Below are 17,135 nucleotides of genomic sequence, written 5' to 3' on the forward strand. Positions count from 1 at the left end.
GAGTTTCTTTAGAACGAAAGACTTCGTCGCCAGCAGCGCCGCCGCCCTCGTTCAGTGAGTGGGCTTATAATCCTCACACATCGAAACAGTCAACAGGCCTTTTTCAAAAAAATCGCTTTTCTTCCATCCTGTTGTTTCTACAAGAGATTTTATATCGGCTTCTGAAAGCCGCTCGTTTCCCGGATTCCGATCTCACCTAAACGGGCCGAAAAACATGACTGTTTGTCGGTTTTGCTGTGGAAGATACGATTTGGACCCTCTTCGCCCCGACATCATCACATTCTGCTGGTCAGAGGAAACACGCATGATTCACGCAGGCATGCGCACGTAGAGTGCCTATTCTGGTGTGATTTGACTTGAGTGCCCAAAATATGCACATCTTTCGCCCCAGCCAGGACGGCTCGCGGATGCCTATAAAGACATCGAATGTAAGGATGCGAACTCTACTGCCATGATGACGGAGAAAATGATGATCCGCTCGCTCGGCAGCGAGCCTCCGCTTCTGGCAGACGGGAGACGTGCGCCCGACCGGCGCGAGGTTTCGCTTCGCTGGCTTTCGGGCACGTTCCTCACAGGCATAACCTCCTCGATCCTCATGGGTGTTGCGCTTTTTGCTGCCCTGGACGGCCGGCAGCAGCTGGCAATCCCGGCTGAGGCCTATGCAAGCGCGTCGGCAGACGCGCATCAGGATACGTCCGTTACCCGCGGCGGTCGTCTGATCGCCCCCGTCATCGCCGCCAAGCCATCCGACCGTGCCATCATGGAAGTCTCGACCGTCGTCCATGACGGCGAGAAGGAAGTCGTGCGCCGCCAGCCCTTCTCCCATGTGAAGATGATGTTGGCTGCCAATCACGTCGCGACTGAGGATTATCCGGATTTCGATCCACTGGCGATCTTCTCGGCCGACGAGCCCCAGCCGGCACCGCAAAGCCGCACCGGCGCAATTTACGGATCCGATGTCGAATCCGAAGTGGCGCTGAAGACCATTCCCTTCCCAACCGGCAAATCCGACCTCAACATGGCCCCTGGCCTGTCGCTCGACGAGGTCGAAGAGAACGTCCGTTCCAACGGCTCCGTTCTGACGGACGGAAATGCCCAGCTTGCCGCCCTCTACTATGTGGATCCGCGCCGTTTCTCCGCCGAGGATAACGACGTCGATCTGACCGCCGGCCTTGCCGCGCGCGTGCTCGAGCAGAACATGACGGTCTCGGCACCGGAATCCATCACACCGCAGACCGAAGAATTCGCCGACGACATCCTGCCGGTGCGCCAGGATACGACAATCGCCAAGGCGCTTGCCGATTCCGGCTATCCGCAGCCGCAGGCAGACGGCATGTCCGGTTATATCGCTCCCCTGTTCGGCACCGATACGCTTTCGAAGGGCGACGTCCTGCGCATCGGTATCATTCAGAAGGGCGAGCAGGCGAAGATCATCCGCGCCAGCATCTATCGCGGTACACGCCATCTGATTACCGTCGCCCTCGACGACAAGGGCCGTTTCGTGGCCGGCAGCGAACCGCCGATGCTGGATGCTGTCGCCACCGCCTTTGAGGACAATTCCTTCGCTCCGCCCGCCGGCCAGAATTTGCCGCGCGTCTATGACGGCATTTACCGCGCAGCTCTTTCCTATGGCATGACCAAGGACATGACGGCGCTGATCATCAAGCTGCTCGCGGCCAATGTCGACTTCCAGGCGCAGTTGAAGCCGACGGACTATCTTGAAGCCTTCTTCTCCGTCACCGACAGTAACGGCCAGGCGACCGAGAATTCCGATCTTCTCTATGTTAACGCCCGCTTCGGCGATACGTTGACGCGCTTCTATCGCTTCCAGGACCCGGAAGATGGCACGATCGATTACTTTGATCAGGACGGCAAGAGCATCCGCCAGTTCCTGCTGCGCAATCCTGTCCCGAACGGCATCTTCAAGTCCGGCTTCGGCATGCGCCGCCACCCGATCCTCGGCTTCGCGCGCATGCATACTGGCGTCGACTGGGCGGCCCCCCGCGGCACGGCGATCATTGCTGCTGGCAACGGTACGGTTGAAAAGGCAGGCTGGGATTCCGGCGGCTACGGCAACCAGACCATCGTCCGCCACGCCAATGGCTATGAATCCTCCTATAACCACCAGAGCGCCATCGCCAAAGGCATCGTGCCGGGCGCCAAGGTGCGACAGGGCCAGGTCATCGGCTGGGTGGGCACCACGGGTGAATCCACCGGCCCGCACCTGCACTACGAATTGATCGTCAACGGCACCAAAGTCGACCCGTTGCGCATCCGCCTGCCGGGCGGCAAGTCGCTTCAGGGTGATGCGCTCGCCAAATTCGAGGACGAGCGTAAGCGCATCGACACGCTGCTGAACAACCAGCCCGCCACGGATCAGGTCGCGAGCAAATAATTCTCCCCTTCTGCAGAAACAAAAATGGCGGCCCGAGGGCCGCCATTTTCAATTCTCGTCTGCGCAGCCTTACGCCGCTTCGTTGACCGACTGCTTCGACCGGAACAGCAACCGGTCCGAGCCGCTGGTGATCGTCACCGTCGATCCGTCCGGTACCTGACCTGAGAGGATCTGCTCGGCGAGCGGATCCTGGACGAACTTCTGGATCACCCTCTTCAGCGGACGAGCGCCGTAGACTGGATCGTATCCCTTATTCGCCAGCCAATTGCGGGCATCCTCGTCGAGATCGAGTGTGATCTTGCGCTCGGACAGCAGCGAGATCAGCCGCTTCAGCTGGATATCGACGATCGCGCCCATCTCCTCACGCTTCAAGCGGTGGAAGAGGATGATCTCATCGATACGGTTCAGGAACTCCGGCCGGAAATGACCGCGAACGACATTCATCACCTGCTCCCGAACGGTCTCGCTGTCCTCACCTTCACGCAACTGCGTCAGGTATTCGGCACCGAGGTTCGAAGTCATGATGATCATCGTGTTGCGGAAGTCGACCGTCCGGCCCTGACCATCGGTCAGGCGACCATCGTCCAGCACCTGCAGCAGGATGTTGAAGACATCAGGATGCGCCTTCTCGATCTCGTCGAACAAAACGACCTGATAGGGCCGGCGACGGACAGCTTCCGTCAACGCACCACCTTCATCATAGCCGACATAGCCGGGAGGGGCACCGATCAGCCGGGCCACGGAGTGCTTCTCCATGTACTCGGACATATCCATGCGCACCATCGCCGTCTCGTCGTCGAAGAGGAAACGCGCGAGCGCCTTGGTGAGCTCCGTCTTGCCGACGCCGGTCGGACCGAGGAAGATGAACGAGCCGATCGGCCGGTTCGGATCCTGAAGGCCTGCGCGGGCACGGCGCACGGCGCGGGATACGGCCTGAACCGCGTCGCCCTGGCCGATCACCGACTTCGCCAGCTCGTCTTCCATCCGGAGCAGCTTGTCGCGTTCGCCCTCCAGCATCTTGTCAACGGGAATGCCAGTCCAGCGGGAAACGACATGGGCGATATTGTCAGGGATCACGACCTCCTGCACCATCGCGTTGCGGCTGTTGTCTTCCTTGCTTTCAGCCTCGATCAGCTGCTTTTCGAGATCGGGGATCACGCCATAGGCGAGCTCGCCGGCGCGCTGGAATTCACCCTTGCGCTGGGCGATTGCCAGTTCGTTGCGGGCATCGTCGAGCTGCTTCTTAAGGTCAGCGGCAAGGCCGAGCTTCTGCTTTTCCGCCTGCCAGCGGGCCGTCAGCGCGTCGGCTTCTTCCTCAAGAGAAGCGAGCTCCCCTTCCAACCGCTTCAGCCGGTCAGCGGAGGCAACATCGGTTTCCTTCTTCAGCGCCTCGCGCTCGATCTTCAGCTGGATGATGCGACGGTCGAGCTCGTCGAGTTCTTCAGGCTTGGAATCCACCTGCATGCGCAGGCGGGCAGCCGCCTCGTCCATCAAATCGATCGCCTTGTCCGGCAGGAATCGGTCGGTGATGTAGCGGTTCGAAAGCGTTGCAGCAGCAACCAGCGCGGCATCGGCGATGCGCACCTTGTGATGCTGCTCATATTTTTCCTTCAGGCCGCGCAGGATCGAAATCGTATCCTCGACCGTCGGCTCTTCGACCATGACCGGCTGGAAGCGGCGGGCAAGGGCCGGATCCTTCTCGACATGTTTGCGGTATTCATCGAGCGTCGTTGCGCCAACGCAATGCAGCTCGCCACGGGCAAGAGCAGGCTTCAGCAGGTTGGAGGCGTCCATCGCCCCGTCCGCCTTGCCGGCACCGACAAGCGTGTGCATTTCGTCGATGAAGAGGATGATCTCGCCGTTCTCCGACTGAACCTCGTTCAGCACAGCCTTCAGGCGCTCTTCGAATTCGCCGCGGAACTTCGCACCGGCAATTAGGGCACCCATGTCGAGCGCCATCAGCTTCTTGTCCTTCAGGCTTTCCGGCACGTCGCCATTGACGATGCGCAGCGCAAGGCCTTCGACGATCGCCGTCTTACCGACGCCCGGCTCACCGATCAGGACGGGATTGTTCTTAGTGCGACGCGAGAGAACCTGGATCGTGCGGCGAATTTCGTCGTCGCGGCCGATAACCGGGTCAAGTTTACCCTCGCGGGCATCGCTCGTCAGGTCGCGGGCATATTTCTTCAGGCTGTCGAAACCTTGCTCAGCACTCGCCGTATCGGCGGTGCGGCCCTTGCGGATTTCGTTGATGACCTGGTTGAGTGCCTGTGCGGTCACACCGGCATTCTTCAGCGACTGATAGGTCGAAGCAGAGGTTTCGATCGCCAGTGCCTGCAGCAGACGCTCAACCGTCACGAAGCTGTCGCCGGCTTTCTTCGCGGCCTCTTCGGCAGTGGAGAAGACCTTGGCGAGCGGCTGGGCGAGATAGATGTTGCCGTTACCGCCGGAAACTTTCGGCAGTTTGGCAAGTGCGGCATCATTGGCGAGCCGCGCGGCCTTCGCATCGCCGCCGGCGCGCTCGATCAGCGAAGCGGCCATGCCCTGATCGTCATCGAGCAGGACTTTGAGCACGTGTTCTGCGGTGAATTGCTGGTGCCCCTGCGCAAGCGCATAGGTCTGGGCGGACTGAACGAAACCGCGCACCCGCTCGGAGTATTTTTCGATATTCATATGTTACCTCCATGAATCGCCCTGCCCTTCATAAGGCACAGACCGATGATTGAGATTGAGCTCCCTCAAAAGGCAAGCCCAGTTTGCCGCCATTGGGATTTGCGGCAAACAATCTGGGCAGGATATGGTGGAGAATCCCAATAGTTTAAAGGGGTAGGGCAAGGGAAAAACCAGCAATTCAAAGCGGCCTCCCCTGCAGCCATATCTTCGTTACTCCCCGTCGGTTTCTCCAGAAAGAGCAGCCGATGACGCCTTGAAGTGTTCCGCGCCGTCATCCAATTTGACGTCCCATCAAAAAGCTGAGCAGACCCACCACACATAGAAGAGGCGGCAAGCCGGATGCTCGAAGCGGTAGGGATGCACGCTCCATCACCGTCATGGTCAGCCCGATCGCGACCATGCCAAGGCCACCGGCCTGGACCGCCGCGATCGACAATGTCCATGGGCATGCCCACCAGAGCGTAATATTCTGCATGAACAATTCGCCGGTCGGCCATCGCGCACCCACGCAGTAATGAGCGATGACGCCGAAGCTCGGAAAGACCCGAACAGGAAAAGCCCAATCCCGCATCTCGCCAAATGTAGTCCGCTAATCATCGACCTATCTCCAGGGTAGCTTTGATTGCCAGGCTTGTGAGAGCAGATTGCCTCTCAGCCTTACTTGCTCATCGGCGCGACATCCGGCAGCACCCATTTCTTGTCAAAGAAGTCCTTGGTTGGACCATAAGCACGGAACATCAGCTCGAACTTCCGCTTCGGGTCGGTCGGCACCCAATTGGCCTCCTTGCCTCTCGGCGCACTTGGTCCGAAATAGAGGTCGATGGAACCGTCCTCGTTCTTGACGAGCTCAGAAATCTGCGATGAGCGACTCGCGCGCGAAACATTCTTGATCAACGCATGCGTCTGCCGGTCATAAGCCGTCACCGACCAGTACTGCTCGACGGGCACATTTGGCGGAACGTTGAGGCTATAGGTCTTGCCACCGTCAAAATCATTCCCGTCCTTGTCGCGGATCGAGATCGAATAGAATTGGCCTGCGCCCAGCCGCTTGATGCCGATATAGGCATAGCTGTAAACAACACCGCGATGATCGACGGGATAGGCATCCGGTTCATCGAAATTAAACTGCGAAGCCTTGATGAGATCGGGGTAGGCTGGGAAGGTCCAGCGGCTTCTCTCGGTGAAAAATGGGGGAAGCCCGGCATCGTATTTTGCCTCCAGAAGCGCCCGTGCTTCCTTGATGCCGTTGCTCAGAAGGGACTGCACATGCTGGTTCGGCTTGAAGGGCCTATCCTTTTCGATGCCGATCGATTTCAACTGATCGATCATCACCCGATCACGAACAATCCACGGCTCCTCCTGAATGACGCGGTTCAGATTGTCGAAGAAGCTCTCATCCCATTTGATGGTGGAATCAAAGAGGATGTTTTTGACGTCAGCGAAAATGGTCTCCGGCGGATTGCTGGCAGCGGAGAGAGGGTAGATCTTCAGCTTCTTGCCATAGTCGATCGAAGCCTGCACGTCTGCGTCGCTGTGGCTCTTCAGGTTTGAACGGAAGAGCATGTAGCCGCCGTAGACCTCCGACTGCAGCGGAATGAAACCATCCGGCAGCTTGTCTTTATAGTCTGGCGGCAGGGTTACGAATTTTCCACCCTTGCCTTTATCGATTCCGAGCAAGCCGGCGTCCTCGAGCGGCAGTTGCCAGGCATTGACGATGTTGCCGTTGAAAGAGGCGCCGCTCTCTGCGGCCGGCAGATCGAGAACAACGGGACCATCCCTCGTGGTGAAGAAAGCCATGAAATAGAGAGCATCGGGATTGGGTGTCAGCGTCTGGTTCTTCCAATCCAGTGGCCGGCCCCAATAGATGACCTGCCCAACCTTGCCCCGCGTCTTGGACAGCATCTCCTGGCGCATCAGGTCATAATTGACGACAGGAATTCCCCATACGACAGCCTGGACGGCCTTCCGCTCGATCTCATTGTCGAAAACTTGCTGTGCTGCCTTCTCCGCGCCATGGGCGGAGGCTGCGACCAGCAGCATGCACAGGAACACAAGATACTTCATGATGGCGTTCCTCCGGTCCCGACAGGTGTCCTGGAGTGAATGCCTCGAAGGCTGAATGTGGAAGTACGTTACTGTAAATTCGCGTGTAAACACGCCCTCGCAATAGTCGCAGCAACCAAAAGCAGCAGGCGCCCCGCAAAAGAAAAGGCCGCCCGGAAGGGCGACCTTTCAAATTCTACGATTGAAGCAAGCTTATTCGGAAGCAGCTTCAGCGAGAACAGGGGCTTCCGCGGAAGCGCCTTCTTCACCGGCGGCCTCACCTTCAGCACCGCGACGCGGACGGCGCGGGCGGCTGCCGGCATTGCGACGGCGGGGCTGGCGCTCGCGCTGCGGTGCAGCAGAGCCTTCGTCTTCCATCGCGACTTCGGCGGGAATACCGTCGATTTCCGGCTGCGGGCCACTTCCGTCAATCGCTTCCGCCTGCTGCACCGGCGCCGCTACCGGAGCGGCCGGCTGCTGTTCGCGCTGATGCTGCTGATGAGGCGGCTGAACGATGACGACGTCGTCATTGTCACCCGCATCCATTTCGTCGCCGTCACGGTCCGCGTTGTCACGATCATTGTAATCCTGGCGGTCGTCACGCTGGAAGCGTTCCTGCATCTGCGCCTGAGCGGCGGCAATGATGCGGTTATAGTGTTCGGCGTGCTGCAGGTAATTCTCAGCTATGACGCGGTCGCCGGAGCTCTGGGCGTCACGGGCGAGTTGCGCATATTTTTCAGCTATGTGCTGGGCAGTGCCGCGGATTTTCACATCTGGGCCGGAGCTATCGTAGGTCCGGGTCAGCGGGTTCCCACCCTTACGGTTGAAATTATTATTGTTGTTATTTCCACCGCCGCCATTGTTATTGTTGTTGTTATTGCCACGCCCTCGACCGCGCTTGTTCTGCTGTCCTGGCCTCATCGATCGTTCACCTGAATTCTCTGTTTGTGATTGGATACATGGCACCAACCGCCAAGACCGGTCCATCCGGATCAGGGCCTTCGTGCCGCAAGCATAGTGCGCCTTCGCGCCGACCTGCCGCTTGTCTTCAAGTCAGTTTGACTGATTCACGCATTGGGTCGTGTTCAACCTTTGAAACTCTCGTTTAAAAGAGCAGACCCCGAGGCTGAGCAAGTACCGAACGAATCTCGTCCATTCCTATGCGCCCAACGCGTGAGGGCAACCTATATTGCTTCCTCGGGAAATCCAAGCCTTTTCTTCGCAATAGCAATAATGTCCAGTTGGATGCTGCAATTTGTCGCCGGTCATGCCGGCGAGAACACGAGCACTCTGTCATTCTGGCCATAATCTTTCACGGATTTGAGGCACCTGAAGCCTTCCGCTTCAAAGATCGCCGTCACATCGCTTCGTTGATCATAGCCAATTTCCAGTCCGACGATTCCATCTGGCCGTACGAACCTTCCCGCATCCTTCGCTATGGCTTTATAGGCGTCAAGCCCATCCCAGCCGCCATCCAGAGCTGCAGCCGGATCAAATTTCGTCACTTCGGGAGCGAGATCGTGAATGACATTGGAAGCAATATAGGGCGGATTTGAGACGATCGCATGAAACGTCCCGTGGATGTTCTCGAACCAGTTCGATCGAATGGTCGTGAATCGGTCCTGCAATCCGTTTCTTTCTGCGTTTGATCTTGCCGTCTCAAGTGCATCGGTCGAGATGTCGCTGCCGATGCCTGATGCTTCCGGACATTCATGGAGGAGCGCAAGGCAAATCGCTCCCGTCCCGGTTCCTATGTCGAGGATATGGATACTGCTTTCCGTCTTTGCAAGATCGCGCAGATAAGGAATGATCGTATCGACGAGGATTTCCGTATCGGGCCGCGGCTCCAATGTGCCGGCGGACAGCGAAAGCGGCAGGCCGTAGAATTCCCGCTCTCCGAGAATGCGATGAACCGGCTCGCGCTTCAGCCGCCGTTCGATAGCGCGGCCGACACTGCCTGCCTGCTCCTCCGAAACCGGCTCGCGACCCGCCGTCAGCATCTCGGTCGGCGAGAGCTTCAGCAGTCCCGAAATCAGCAACCGTGCATCGGTCTGTGGATCGGCAATGCCGGCTTCCATGAAGCGGCGCCGAGCCTCGGCAAGCATCTCGGAAACCGTCGACCCGGATGCGGTCATTGCTGTTCGCCAAGCTGTGCGAGCTGACTCGCCTGGTAGTCGGCAAGCAGCGCATCCACCACTTCGTCGATCTCACCGATCATCATCCGGTCGAGTTTGTAGAGCGTCAGATTGATGCGATGATCGGTCACGCGCCCCTGTGGAAAATTGTAGGTGCGGATGCGCTCCGAGCGGTCGCCGGAACCGACCTGGCTTTTGCGGTCGGCCGAACGTTCGCTATCGGCCCTCTGCCGCTCGGCATCGTAGAGACGCGAGCGAAGCACCTGCATGGCCTTGGCGCGGTTTTGATGCTGCGATTTTTCCGAGCTGGTGACAACGATACCCGTAGGCAGGTGGGTGATACGCACCGCCGAGTCCGTTGTATTGACGTGCTGGCCGCCCGCCCCCGAGGAGCGCATCGTATCGATGCGAATATCTTCCGGCCGGATTTCGATATCGATCTCCTCCGCTTCGGGAAGAACGGCAACCGTCGCGGCCGAGGTGTGAATGCGCCCTCCTGCTTCCGTCTCCGGTACGCGCTGCACACGGTGCACGCCGGATTCGAATTTCAGCTTGGCAAAGACGCCCTTGCCGGTGATCGTCGCGATGATTTCCTTGTAGCCACCGGCTTCACCTTCGCTTGACGACAGCACTTCCACCTTCCATCCGTGCGTTGACGCATAGCGCTCATACATACGGAAAAGGTCGCCGGCAAAAAGGGCCGCCTCATTGCCGCCGGTGCCGGCGCGGATTTCCAGGATCGCGCTCTTTTCGTCGGCCGCATCCTTTGGCAGCAACAGGATCTGGATTTCGTTCTCCAGCACCTCGATCCGCTCTTTCACGTCAGGCAGCTCGAGTTCGGCAAGCTCACGCATGTCGCGATCGACGGACTTGTCCTCGAGCAGCCCCTCCAGATCGGCAAGCTCGCCGACGGCCTTCTGATAGGCGCGGATCTTGGTGACGACGGGCTGCAGTTCTGAATATTCAGACGCGAGCTTTACATAGACGTCGGCCGAAGGGCCGGCCGACATGCGCGCTTCGATCTCGCCGAAGCGGCGCTCAAGCTCGCGCATCTTTTCAATGGGAAGCTTCGCCACCCCTTACTCCAATTCTTCTTGTATATGTCTAAAGGGGAATATTGTGGCTCTCGGCGAAGCGGGCAAGCACCTCGCGCATCGGCACGGTCGCATTCCGGTCGTCCAGCGCCTCATTGACAGCCTTCGTCAGCGCCTCAGCATCAAGGCCGAGCAACATCGCTTTGACAGGTCCGATCGAAGCCGGCGACATGGAGATGGAGCGGAACCCGACACCGAGCAACGCCATGGCCGAAAGCGGCTTGCCTGCCAGTTCGCCGCAGAGCGTTAACGGCGTCTTGTTGCGATCCGCACCGCGCACGATATCGCGCAGGAGACGCAGGAACGGCCGTTCCAGCGGATCGAAGCGCTCGGAAACCCGCGCATTGCCGCGATCAACAGCCATGGCGAACTGGAAAAGATCGTTGGAACCGACGGAGACGAAATCGACCGCATCCATCAGCTCATCGAGCTGCCAGAGCAGCGCCGGTACTTCCAGCATCGCGCCAAATTGCAACTTGCGCGGCAGACCGTGGCCGAAACGCGAAAGATGCTGCACTTCCTTTTGCAGGAGTTCGCGCACCTGCCTGATTTCAGAAACCTCAGTCACCATCGGCACCATCAGCTTCAGCTCGGCGCCCGCCGCAGCCTTCAGCATGGCGCGCAGCTGCGTGCGCAACAATCCCGGCCGATCGAGCGACAGACGGATTGCCCGCCAGCCGAGCGCCGGGTTCTCTTCCTCGTGGCCGCGGAAATAGGGAACAACCTTGTCGCCGCCGATATCGAGCGTGCGGAAGGTCACGACACGGCCGCCCGCCTGCTTCAGTACATTGCGGTAGAACATTTCCTGCTCTTCCGCCTTCGGCATAGTCGAGGCGATCATGAATTGCAGCTCGGTGCGAAATAGGCCGATACCCTCTGCTCCAGATTCCGCCAGCTGCGGCAGATCGACCAGCAGGCCGGCATTCATCAGAAGCTGGATGCGCTGACCGTCCCGGGTGACCGGCTCGACGGAGCGCAGCGCCCGGAACTGCTCCTGCCGCCTGGCGCGGAAACGGACCTTTTCTTCGTAGGAGCGCTGATGCTCCGGCATCGGCCGGATATGCACATGCCCTTCGTCGCCGTCGATGATGACGGCATCGCCGTTTTCGGCAAGTGCCACGACACCCGCCGCCTGGCCGATTACGGGAATGCCCATGGCACGCGCGACAATCACCACATGGCTCGTCACCGCGCCTTCTTCGAGCACCAGCCCACGCACATTGGCGCGCGGATAATCGAGCAGTTCGGCGGCACCCATGGCACGCGCTAGAATGATGGCGTCGGTCGGGAAACCCTCGGCCGTCGTGCGGCCGGTATAGCCCGTCAGCACACGCAGCAGCCGGTTCGCCAGATCCTCGAAATCGTGCATGCGCTCGCGCAGATAGGGATCGGTCAGGCGCATCATCCGCGCCTTGGTGTCGCTCTGGACCTTCTCGACGGCGGCTTCCGCCGTCAGGCCGTTGCGGATCGCCTCTTCCAGCTTGCGCACCCAGCCCTGGTCGTGAGCGAACATGCGGTAAGTTTCGAGTACCTCGCGATGCTCCCCTTCCATCGACACATCGCGACGCGACAGCATGTCGTCGATGGAAATCCGAAGCGAGCCCATGGCTTCCGCCAGCCGCCGGATTTCCTTCTCAGCATCTTCGTTGAGCAGGTTGGTGACGACGATGCGCGGCTCGTGGAGCACGACGTAACCAAGGCCGATCCCGTCATTATACGTATCGCCATCGACCGTGACCGAGCGGGTAAGATCGAGCTCCAGGCCCGGCTTCGTGATCTTCTTCAGTTCACCGGTCGCGATCATCTCGGCGAGAACCATCGCCGTCGTCTCGAGCGCTTCCAGCTCCTCGTCGCGATAATTGCGGCTCGCCTTGTTCTGCACAACGAGAACGCCGAGCGAGCGTCCCGTACGCAGGATCGGCACGCCGAGGAAGGAATGATAGATCTCTTCGCCCGTTTCCGGCAGGTAGCGGAACGCCGGATGCGACTGCGCGTCGGAAAGATTGAGCGGCTGGGCCGATGCGGCGATCGTGCCGACGAGGCCCTGTCCCATCTTCAGTTGCGAGAGGTGGACGGCCTCCTTATTGAGACCTTCGGTAGCATAAAGCTCGAGAACGCCATCGGCGCGCAGCACGTAAACGGAGCAAACCTCCGCCACCATGTTGCTGGCGATCTGGCGCACGATCCGGTCGAGTCGCTCCTGCGGCTCCAGCGGTTCCGCCATCAATTCGCGCAGCCGCTTGAGCAGCACGCGCGGACCGCCGGAAAGGTCTCTCATTGCGTCTCAAGCTCCCCGAAACAAACGCTTAATGCGGCCAGAAAAACCGGCCGCATCTTCAACCTGAAGGGGCAGACCGCCCGCTGGGAATCAATTCTTATCCAGACCGTAGCAGGAATGCAAAGTTCTGACAGCGAGTTCTGCATAAGGACCATCGATCAGGATCGAAATCTTGATCTCTGAGGTTGTAATTGCCTTGATGTTGATGCCTTTTTCGGCAAGTGCCCGGAAGGCAGTCGCTGCAACGCCCGCATGACTGCGCATGCCGATGCCGATGACCGAGACCTTTACCAGACCCGATTCGCTCTGCGCAACGTCGTAGCCGATCTTGTCCTTATTGTCGGAGAGAACCTTGATGGCCTTCTCGACATCACCCGAGGGCACGGTGAAGGTCATATCGGTCTTCGAACCGTCTTCGGAAATGTTCTGGACAATCATGTCGACGTTGATGTGGCTTTCGGCAAGCGGCCCGAAGATCGCGGCGGAAACACCCGGCCGGTCGGCAAGACGGCGAAGCGAGATCTGAGCCTCATCCTTGGCATAGGCGATGCCGGTGACTACTTCCTGTTCCACGATTTCATCCTCGTCACAAATCAGCGTTCCGGGCGGGTTCAAGAGGTCACCCATGCCCGGAGCATCGGGATCCTCGAAAGACGAACGCACGAAGGTGCGTACCTTGTGCACCATGGCAAGCTCGACCGAGCGCACCTGAAGAACCTTGGCGCCGAGCGACGCCATTTCCAGCATTTCTTCGAAAGCGATCTTCTTCAGGCGCCGTGCCTTGGGCTCGATGCGCGGGTCGGTCGTGTAGACACCGTCGACATCGGTATAGATGTCGCAACGATCGGCCTTCACGGCAGCTGCAATTGCCACTGCCGACGTGTCTGATCCGCCGCGTCCGAGCGTCGAGATACGGTTATCAGGACCGAGCCCCTGGAAGCCGGCGACGACAGCAACCTGCCCCTCGCCCATGCGCTTGATGATATCGGCGCCGTCGATTTCCATGATGCGCGCCGCGCCATGTGCGTTGTCGGTGCGGATCGGGATCTGCCAGCCCTGCCAGGAACGGGCATTGATGCCCATGCTCTGCAGCGCAATCGCCAGAAGACCTGACGTGACCTGCTCGCCGGAAGCGACAATGGTGTCGTATTCGCGCGCATCGTAGAAGGGCGAGTTGGCGCCGATCACCTTCGGCGTATTCTGGACCCAACCGACCAGTTCGTTGGTCTTGCCGGACATGGCGGAAACGACGACCGCCACCTCATGGCCGGCATCGACTTCACGTTTCACATGGCGGGCAACGTTCTTGATGCGATCCAGATCAGCGACGGAGGTTCCGCCGAATTTCATAACGATGCGTGCCATAAGCCTCTACCACGACCCGCGCGCGATTGCCGGAAAACGGGATTTGCTTCCCCGGCACGCCACGCGCCATTCACAAACCGCCGGGAGACGCGTTGCCCTCCCGGACATCAGAAAACCCCAGCTGTCAAATGGCCGAAGAGCCCGGAAATACTGGTTTCTGGAACGCTTCTAAAGCCCCGCCAACCAAGGACGAAAGTTGGCGCGTCTCTTAGCGAGTTTGACAGGGGGTGGCAAGGGCGGGCAAAGGGTGAAGTGTAAGTGGCAGGATTTCGTCAGAAATGGTCCCTGCGACTGCTGCAAAGCGCCTATCTACCATGTCGGTAACGCGAGGGCATGGAGGCGTTGAACTTAAAGGCGCCAAATGCGTTTAAACCGGAATAGATGTGTCAAGAAAGCTGGTGAGTAGAATGAGAAGATTAGCGATAATTGCACTGTCGATAGCGACCGCATTCTCCGGAATTCCTGCCTGGGCAGGGCCGGCCTACACGGCAAACCCGATTCAGTCGGCAGCGCAACCCCAAACCGCCGGCGACCAGGCCGAGCTTCTTCAGGTGGGCTGCAACAACTTCACGAAATGCCCTCGTTATAACCAAGGTTGGGGCCGCAATTACCGCTATTCGGACCGTTATCGCTACGACCGCGGGTGGGACAGGGACCGCCGCTATTACGGCGACCGCTATAATGGGGACCGCTACTACCGCGACCGCTATTATCGCCGCCATGACAATACTGGCGCCATTATCGGTGGCCTGGCCGCCGGCGCGATCATCGGTGGTATCATAGCCTCGCAGCCGCGCGTGAGTGCGGGCAGTTCGCATGCCGAATACTGCTACAGCCGTTATCGCTCGTACCGCGCATACGATAACACATACCAGCCCACGTACGGCCCGCGCCGTCAGTGCCGCTAAATCGGCATCACCTAGTATCCGAAACCCCGCGAAGAAGCGGGGTTTTTACTGCCTTCAGACTTGCTCTATTTTTTATGGTCCCTGCCAAGCCTCCGGTGCGACCTGAGCGCCCTTGACTTATCGCCTCGATCGTCCGACTTCACTGAAAGGACATGAAGGAGCGGCAGATGAACGAAGCGGCAAAGACCACCATCGACCAGAACGAAGTCGATCGCTTTTCCGCCATGGCAGCCGAGTGGTGGAGCCCGACGGGCAAGTTCAAGCCGCTGCACAAGTTCAATCCTGTTCGCCTGGCCTATATCCGCGACAGGGCAGCAGAGAATTTTTCGCGCAGTCCGAAGAGTGCCAAGCCGCTTGAAGGCCTGCGCGTGCTCGATATCGGCTGCGGCGGCGGCCTCTTGTCGGAGCCGGTCGCCCGTATGGGCGCTGAAGTCGTCGGCGCCGATCCCTCGGAAAAGAATATCGGCATCGCCTCCACCCATGCCAAGGCATCGGGTGTTGCGGTCGACTATCGCGCCGTCACCGCCGAGCAGCTTGCCGAGGCAGGTGAGACCTTCGATATCGTGCTCAACATGGAAGTGGTGGAGCATGTGGCCGATGTCGAGCTTTTCATGAATACCTGCGCCAGCATGGTCAGGCCGGGCGGCCTGATGTTCGTCGCCACGATCAACCGCACCATGAAGGCGGCAGCACTTGCCATTTTCGCTGCCGAAAATGTCCTGCGTTGGCTGCCGCGCGGCACGCATCAGTATGAGAAGCTTGTACGCCCGGAAGAACTGGAAAAGCCGCTTGCCGCAAGCGGTCTCGAGATTGTCGACCGCACGGGCGTCTTCTTCAATCCGCTGGCAAACCAGTGGAACCTGTCGAAGGACATGGATGTGAATTACATGCTGCTGGCAAAACGGCCGGCCTGATCGCACCGCAGGCCAAAATTATAAAAGACCGGCCGCCCGCATATCAGTTCACGTCTTCGGGCAAGACCGGCAGGGCAGCGATCTCGATGCCTTCTTCCACCAGCGCTTCAGCTTCGTCGGGCGTTGCCTGGCCGATGATACCGCGGGCATCCGCCTCACCGTAGTGGATCTTGCGAGCTTCCTCGGGGAATCGGGTTCCGACATCCTCGGAATTCGCCTTGATCGCAGCGACAGCTTCCTTGAGCTTCAGGAAGGCTTCGCGGCGGGCCGTGTCCATCGCGACCGTCTGCATCTCTTCCTTCTTGCGCGCGGTCGAGACGGAGGGAGCCATGAGTGACTTGGAGATGGAAACGGAATTGCAGACGGGGCAGGTCAGAAAGCCGCTTGCGACCTGCCGGTCAAAATCGGCGCCTTCAGAAAACCAGCCTTCGAATTCGTGGGCATTCTCACAAATAAGGGAATAGCGGATCAAGCTGCTACGCCTCCTGTAATTTCCCCCGCAATCCTCTCGATGGAAAACTCCCGGCCGTTCTTAAGGTTCGGAATCTTGTCATGGGCGGCTTTCACAGCCGCCGGATCGATCTCCGCCAGAATGACCGCCTCGCCGGTCGGACCGGCTGACGCCAGCACCTTGCCCCAGGGATCGATGATCATCGAATGACCGAATGTCTCGCGTCCGTCTTCATGCAGGCCGGCCTGCGCTGCGGCGATGACGAAGACACCATTTTCAATGGCGCGCGCCCGCAGCAGGATTTCCCAATGTGCCTCGCCGGTCTGCTTCGTGAAAGCGGCCGGAACGGTCATCACTTCAGCACCAGCAACCGCCTGCGCTCGGAAGAGCTGCGGGAAACGCACGTCGTAACAGATGGTGAAACCCATCTCGGCAAACGGCAACGACAGAACGCGCGCTTCCGAACCCGGCCTGTAAGCCGCACTTTCGCGCCAGCTCTCGCCATTGTCGAGATCGACATCGAACATGTGGATCTTGTCGTAACGGTTCAGGATCTTGCCGTCAGGTCCGAAGAGGAAACCGCGATTGGCCATCTTGCCGTCGTCGAGCGCAATCGCCGTCGAGCCAACATGCATGAAGATACCGAGTTCGGCCGCAAGCGCCGAGCCGGTTTTGACAATGATGTCATTGCTCTCGTCACGCAGCACTTCCTTTGCCGCAGCGCGGTTACGCTGCAACATGCCGGTCATTTCAGGCGTCTGCACGTAAGTGGCGCCCCTTGCAGCAGCCTCTCGGACGAGGCGCGCCATCGAAGCGGCATTCCGCTCCGGATCGACACCGGAACACATCTGGATGGCGGCGGCTGTGAAGCTCATCGCT

14 protein-coding genes are annotated in these 17,135 nt (G+C 59.3%); 4 read left to right on the forward strand and 10 right to left on the reverse strand.

The features are described 5' to 3' along the window. Nucleotides 1–200, forward strand: a 200-nt coding sequence (locus tag J2X71_RS21500) for a hypothetical protein (protein ID WP_310384757.1), incomplete at its 5' end; no start/stop codon positions are given. Between the two features lie 251 nt (nucleotides 201–451). Beyond that, nucleotides 452–2,395 (forward strand): M23 family metallopeptidase, encoded by a 1,944-nt coding sequence (locus J2X71_RS21505; protein ID WP_310384759.1) that lies wholly within the window; start codon nucleotides 452–454, stop codon nucleotides 2,393–2,395. 69 nt (nucleotides 2,396–2,464) lie between these two features. On the opposite strand, the gene clpB is transcribed toward J2X71_RS21505, so the two are convergent. The 8 genes from clpB to J2X71_RS21545 form a co-directional block, all read right to left on the reverse strand. Further along, nucleotides 2,465–5,068, reverse strand: a complete 2,604-nt coding sequence (gene clpB / locus J2X71_RS21510) for an ATP-dependent chaperone ClpB (protein ID WP_310384762.1) — start codon at nucleotides 5,066–5,068, stop codon at nucleotides 2,465–2,467. A 271-nt stretch (nucleotides 5,069–5,339) separates the two neighbouring features. Further along, nucleotides 5,340–5,543: a hypothetical protein gene (locus tag J2X71_RS21515; protein ID WP_310384764.1), complete on the reverse strand. Its 204-nt coding sequence runs from the start codon at nucleotides 5,541–5,543 to the stop codon at nucleotides 5,340–5,342. Between the two features lie 182 nt (nucleotides 5,544–5,725). Then, the gene (locus J2X71_RS21520; RefSeq protein WP_310384766.1) at nucleotides 5,726–7,132 is read right to left on the reverse strand and encodes a DUF1254 domain-containing protein; all 1,407 of its coding nucleotides are present in this window, start codon (nucleotides 7,130–7,132) and stop codon (nucleotides 5,726–5,728) included. A 192-nt stretch (nucleotides 7,133–7,324) separates the two neighbouring features. Continuing rightward, the gene (locus J2X71_RS21525; protein WP_310384768.1) at nucleotides 7,325–8,032 is read right to left on the reverse strand and encodes a DUF4167 domain-containing protein; all 708 of its coding nucleotides are present in this window, start codon (nucleotides 8,030–8,032) and stop codon (nucleotides 7,325–7,327) included. A 344-nt stretch (nucleotides 8,033–8,376) separates the two neighbouring features. Next, nucleotides 8,377–9,246 carry a peptide chain release factor N(5)-glutamine methyltransferase gene (gene prmC, locus J2X71_RS21530; RefSeq protein ID WP_310384770.1) on the reverse strand — a complete coding sequence of 290 codons (870 nt, stop codon included), beginning with the start codon at nucleotides 9,244–9,246 and terminating at the stop codon, nucleotides 8,377–8,379. Continuing rightward, complete coding sequence (gene prfA / locus J2X71_RS21535) at nucleotides 9,243–10,322, reverse strand: peptide chain release factor 1 (protein WP_310384771.1); 1,080 nt, start codon at nucleotides 10,320–10,322, stop codon at nucleotides 9,243–9,245. Before prfA ends, prmC begins: the two co-directional genes overlap by 4 nt. 28 nt (nucleotides 10,323–10,350) lie before the next feature. Then, nucleotides 10,351–12,618: a phosphoenolpyruvate--protein phosphotransferase gene (gene ptsP / locus J2X71_RS21540; RefSeq protein WP_113319661.1), complete on the reverse strand. Its 2,268-nt coding sequence runs from the start codon at nucleotides 12,616–12,618 to the stop codon at nucleotides 10,351–10,353. Between the two features lie 90 nt (nucleotides 12,619–12,708). Next, nucleotides 12,709–13,983, reverse strand: coding sequence for an aspartate kinase (locus J2X71_RS21545; RefSeq protein ID WP_007825494.1), 1,275 nt, complete (start codon nucleotides 13,981–13,983; stop codon nucleotides 12,709–12,711). Between the two features lie 407 nt (nucleotides 13,984–14,390). Between J2X71_RS21545 and J2X71_RS21550 the strand changes: the two genes are divergently transcribed. Next, nucleotides 14,391–14,891 carry a BA14K family protein gene (locus tag J2X71_RS21550; RefSeq protein ID WP_310384776.1) on the forward strand — a complete coding sequence of 167 codons (501 nt, stop codon included), beginning with the start codon at nucleotides 14,391–14,393 and terminating at the stop codon, nucleotides 14,889–14,891. 167 nt (nucleotides 14,892–15,058) lie between these two features. Then, entirely contained in the window at nucleotides 15,059–15,805 is a 747-nt protein-coding gene (gene ubiG / locus J2X71_RS21555) for a bifunctional 2-polyprenyl-6-hydroxyphenol methylase/3-demethylubiquinol 3-O-methyltransferase UbiG (RefSeq protein WP_310384778.1), read from the forward strand. 43 nt (nucleotides 15,806–15,848) lie between these two features. On the opposite strand, the gene J2X71_RS21560 is transcribed toward ubiG, so the two are convergent. Further along, a complete protein-coding gene (locus J2X71_RS21560; RefSeq protein WP_310384782.1) occupies nucleotides 15,849–16,277 on the reverse strand; it encodes a DUF1178 family protein in 429 nt (142 codons plus the stop codon). Continuing rightward, nucleotides 16,274–17,131: a carbon-nitrogen hydrolase family protein gene (locus J2X71_RS21565; RefSeq protein ID WP_310384784.1), complete on the reverse strand. Its 858-nt coding sequence runs from the start codon at nucleotides 17,129–17,131 to the stop codon at nucleotides 16,274–16,276. Before J2X71_RS21565 ends, J2X71_RS21560 begins: the two co-directional genes overlap by 4 nt. Nucleotides 17,132–17,135: the final 4 nt, after the last annotated feature.

The organism is Rhizobium sp. 1399 (assembly GCF_031455475.1).
Classification (GTDB): domain Bacteria; phylum Pseudomonadota; class Alphaproteobacteria; order Rhizobiales; family Rhizobiaceae; genus Rhizobium.

What these genes read in the sequence shown, in the direction of transcription:
- J2X71_RS21545 (WP_007825494.1), bottom strand. Translation starts at nt 13,983, where the DNA reads ATGGCACGCATCGTTATGAAATTCGGCGGAACCTCCGTCGCTGATCTG.
- J2X71_RS21505 (WP_310384759.1), top strand. Translation starts at nt 452, where the DNA reads ATGATGACGGAGAAAATGATGATCCGCTCGCTCGGCAGCGAGCCTCCG.
- ubiG (WP_310384778.1), top strand. Translation starts at nt 15,059, where the DNA reads ATGAACGAAGCGGCAAAGACCACCATCGACCAGAACGAAGTCGATCGC.
- J2X71_RS21550 (WP_310384776.1), top strand. Translation starts at nt 14,391, where the DNA reads ATGAGAAGATTAGCGATAATTGCACTGTCGATAGCGACCGCATTCTCC.
- J2X71_RS21525 (WP_310384768.1), bottom strand. Translation starts at nt 8,032, where the DNA reads ATGAGGCCAGGACAGCAGAACAAGCGCGGTCGAGGGCGTGGCAATAAC.
- prmC (WP_310384770.1), bottom strand. Translation starts at nt 9,246, where the DNA reads ATGACCGCATCCGGGTCGACGGTTTCCGAGATGCTTGCCGAGGCTCGG.
- J2X71_RS21520 (WP_310384766.1), bottom strand. Translation starts at nt 7,132, where the DNA reads ATGAAGTATCTTGTGTTCCTGTGCATGCTGCTGGTCGCAGCCTCCGCC.
- J2X71_RS21515 (WP_310384764.1), bottom strand. Translation starts at nt 5,543, where the DNA reads ATGCAGAATATTACGCTCTGGTGGGCATGCCCATGGACATTGTCGATC.
- J2X71_RS21565 (WP_310384784.1), bottom strand. Translation starts at nt 17,131, where the DNA reads ATGAGCTTCACAGCCGCCGCCATCCAGATGTGTTCCGGTGTCGATCCG.
- ptsP (WP_113319661.1), bottom strand. Translation starts at nt 12,618, where the DNA reads ATGAGAGACCTTTCCGGCGGTCCGCGCGTGCTGCTCAAGCGGCTGCGC.
- clpB (WP_310384762.1), bottom strand. Translation starts at nt 5,068, where the DNA reads ATGAATATCGAAAAATACTCCGAGCGGGTGCGCGGTTTCGTTCAGTCC.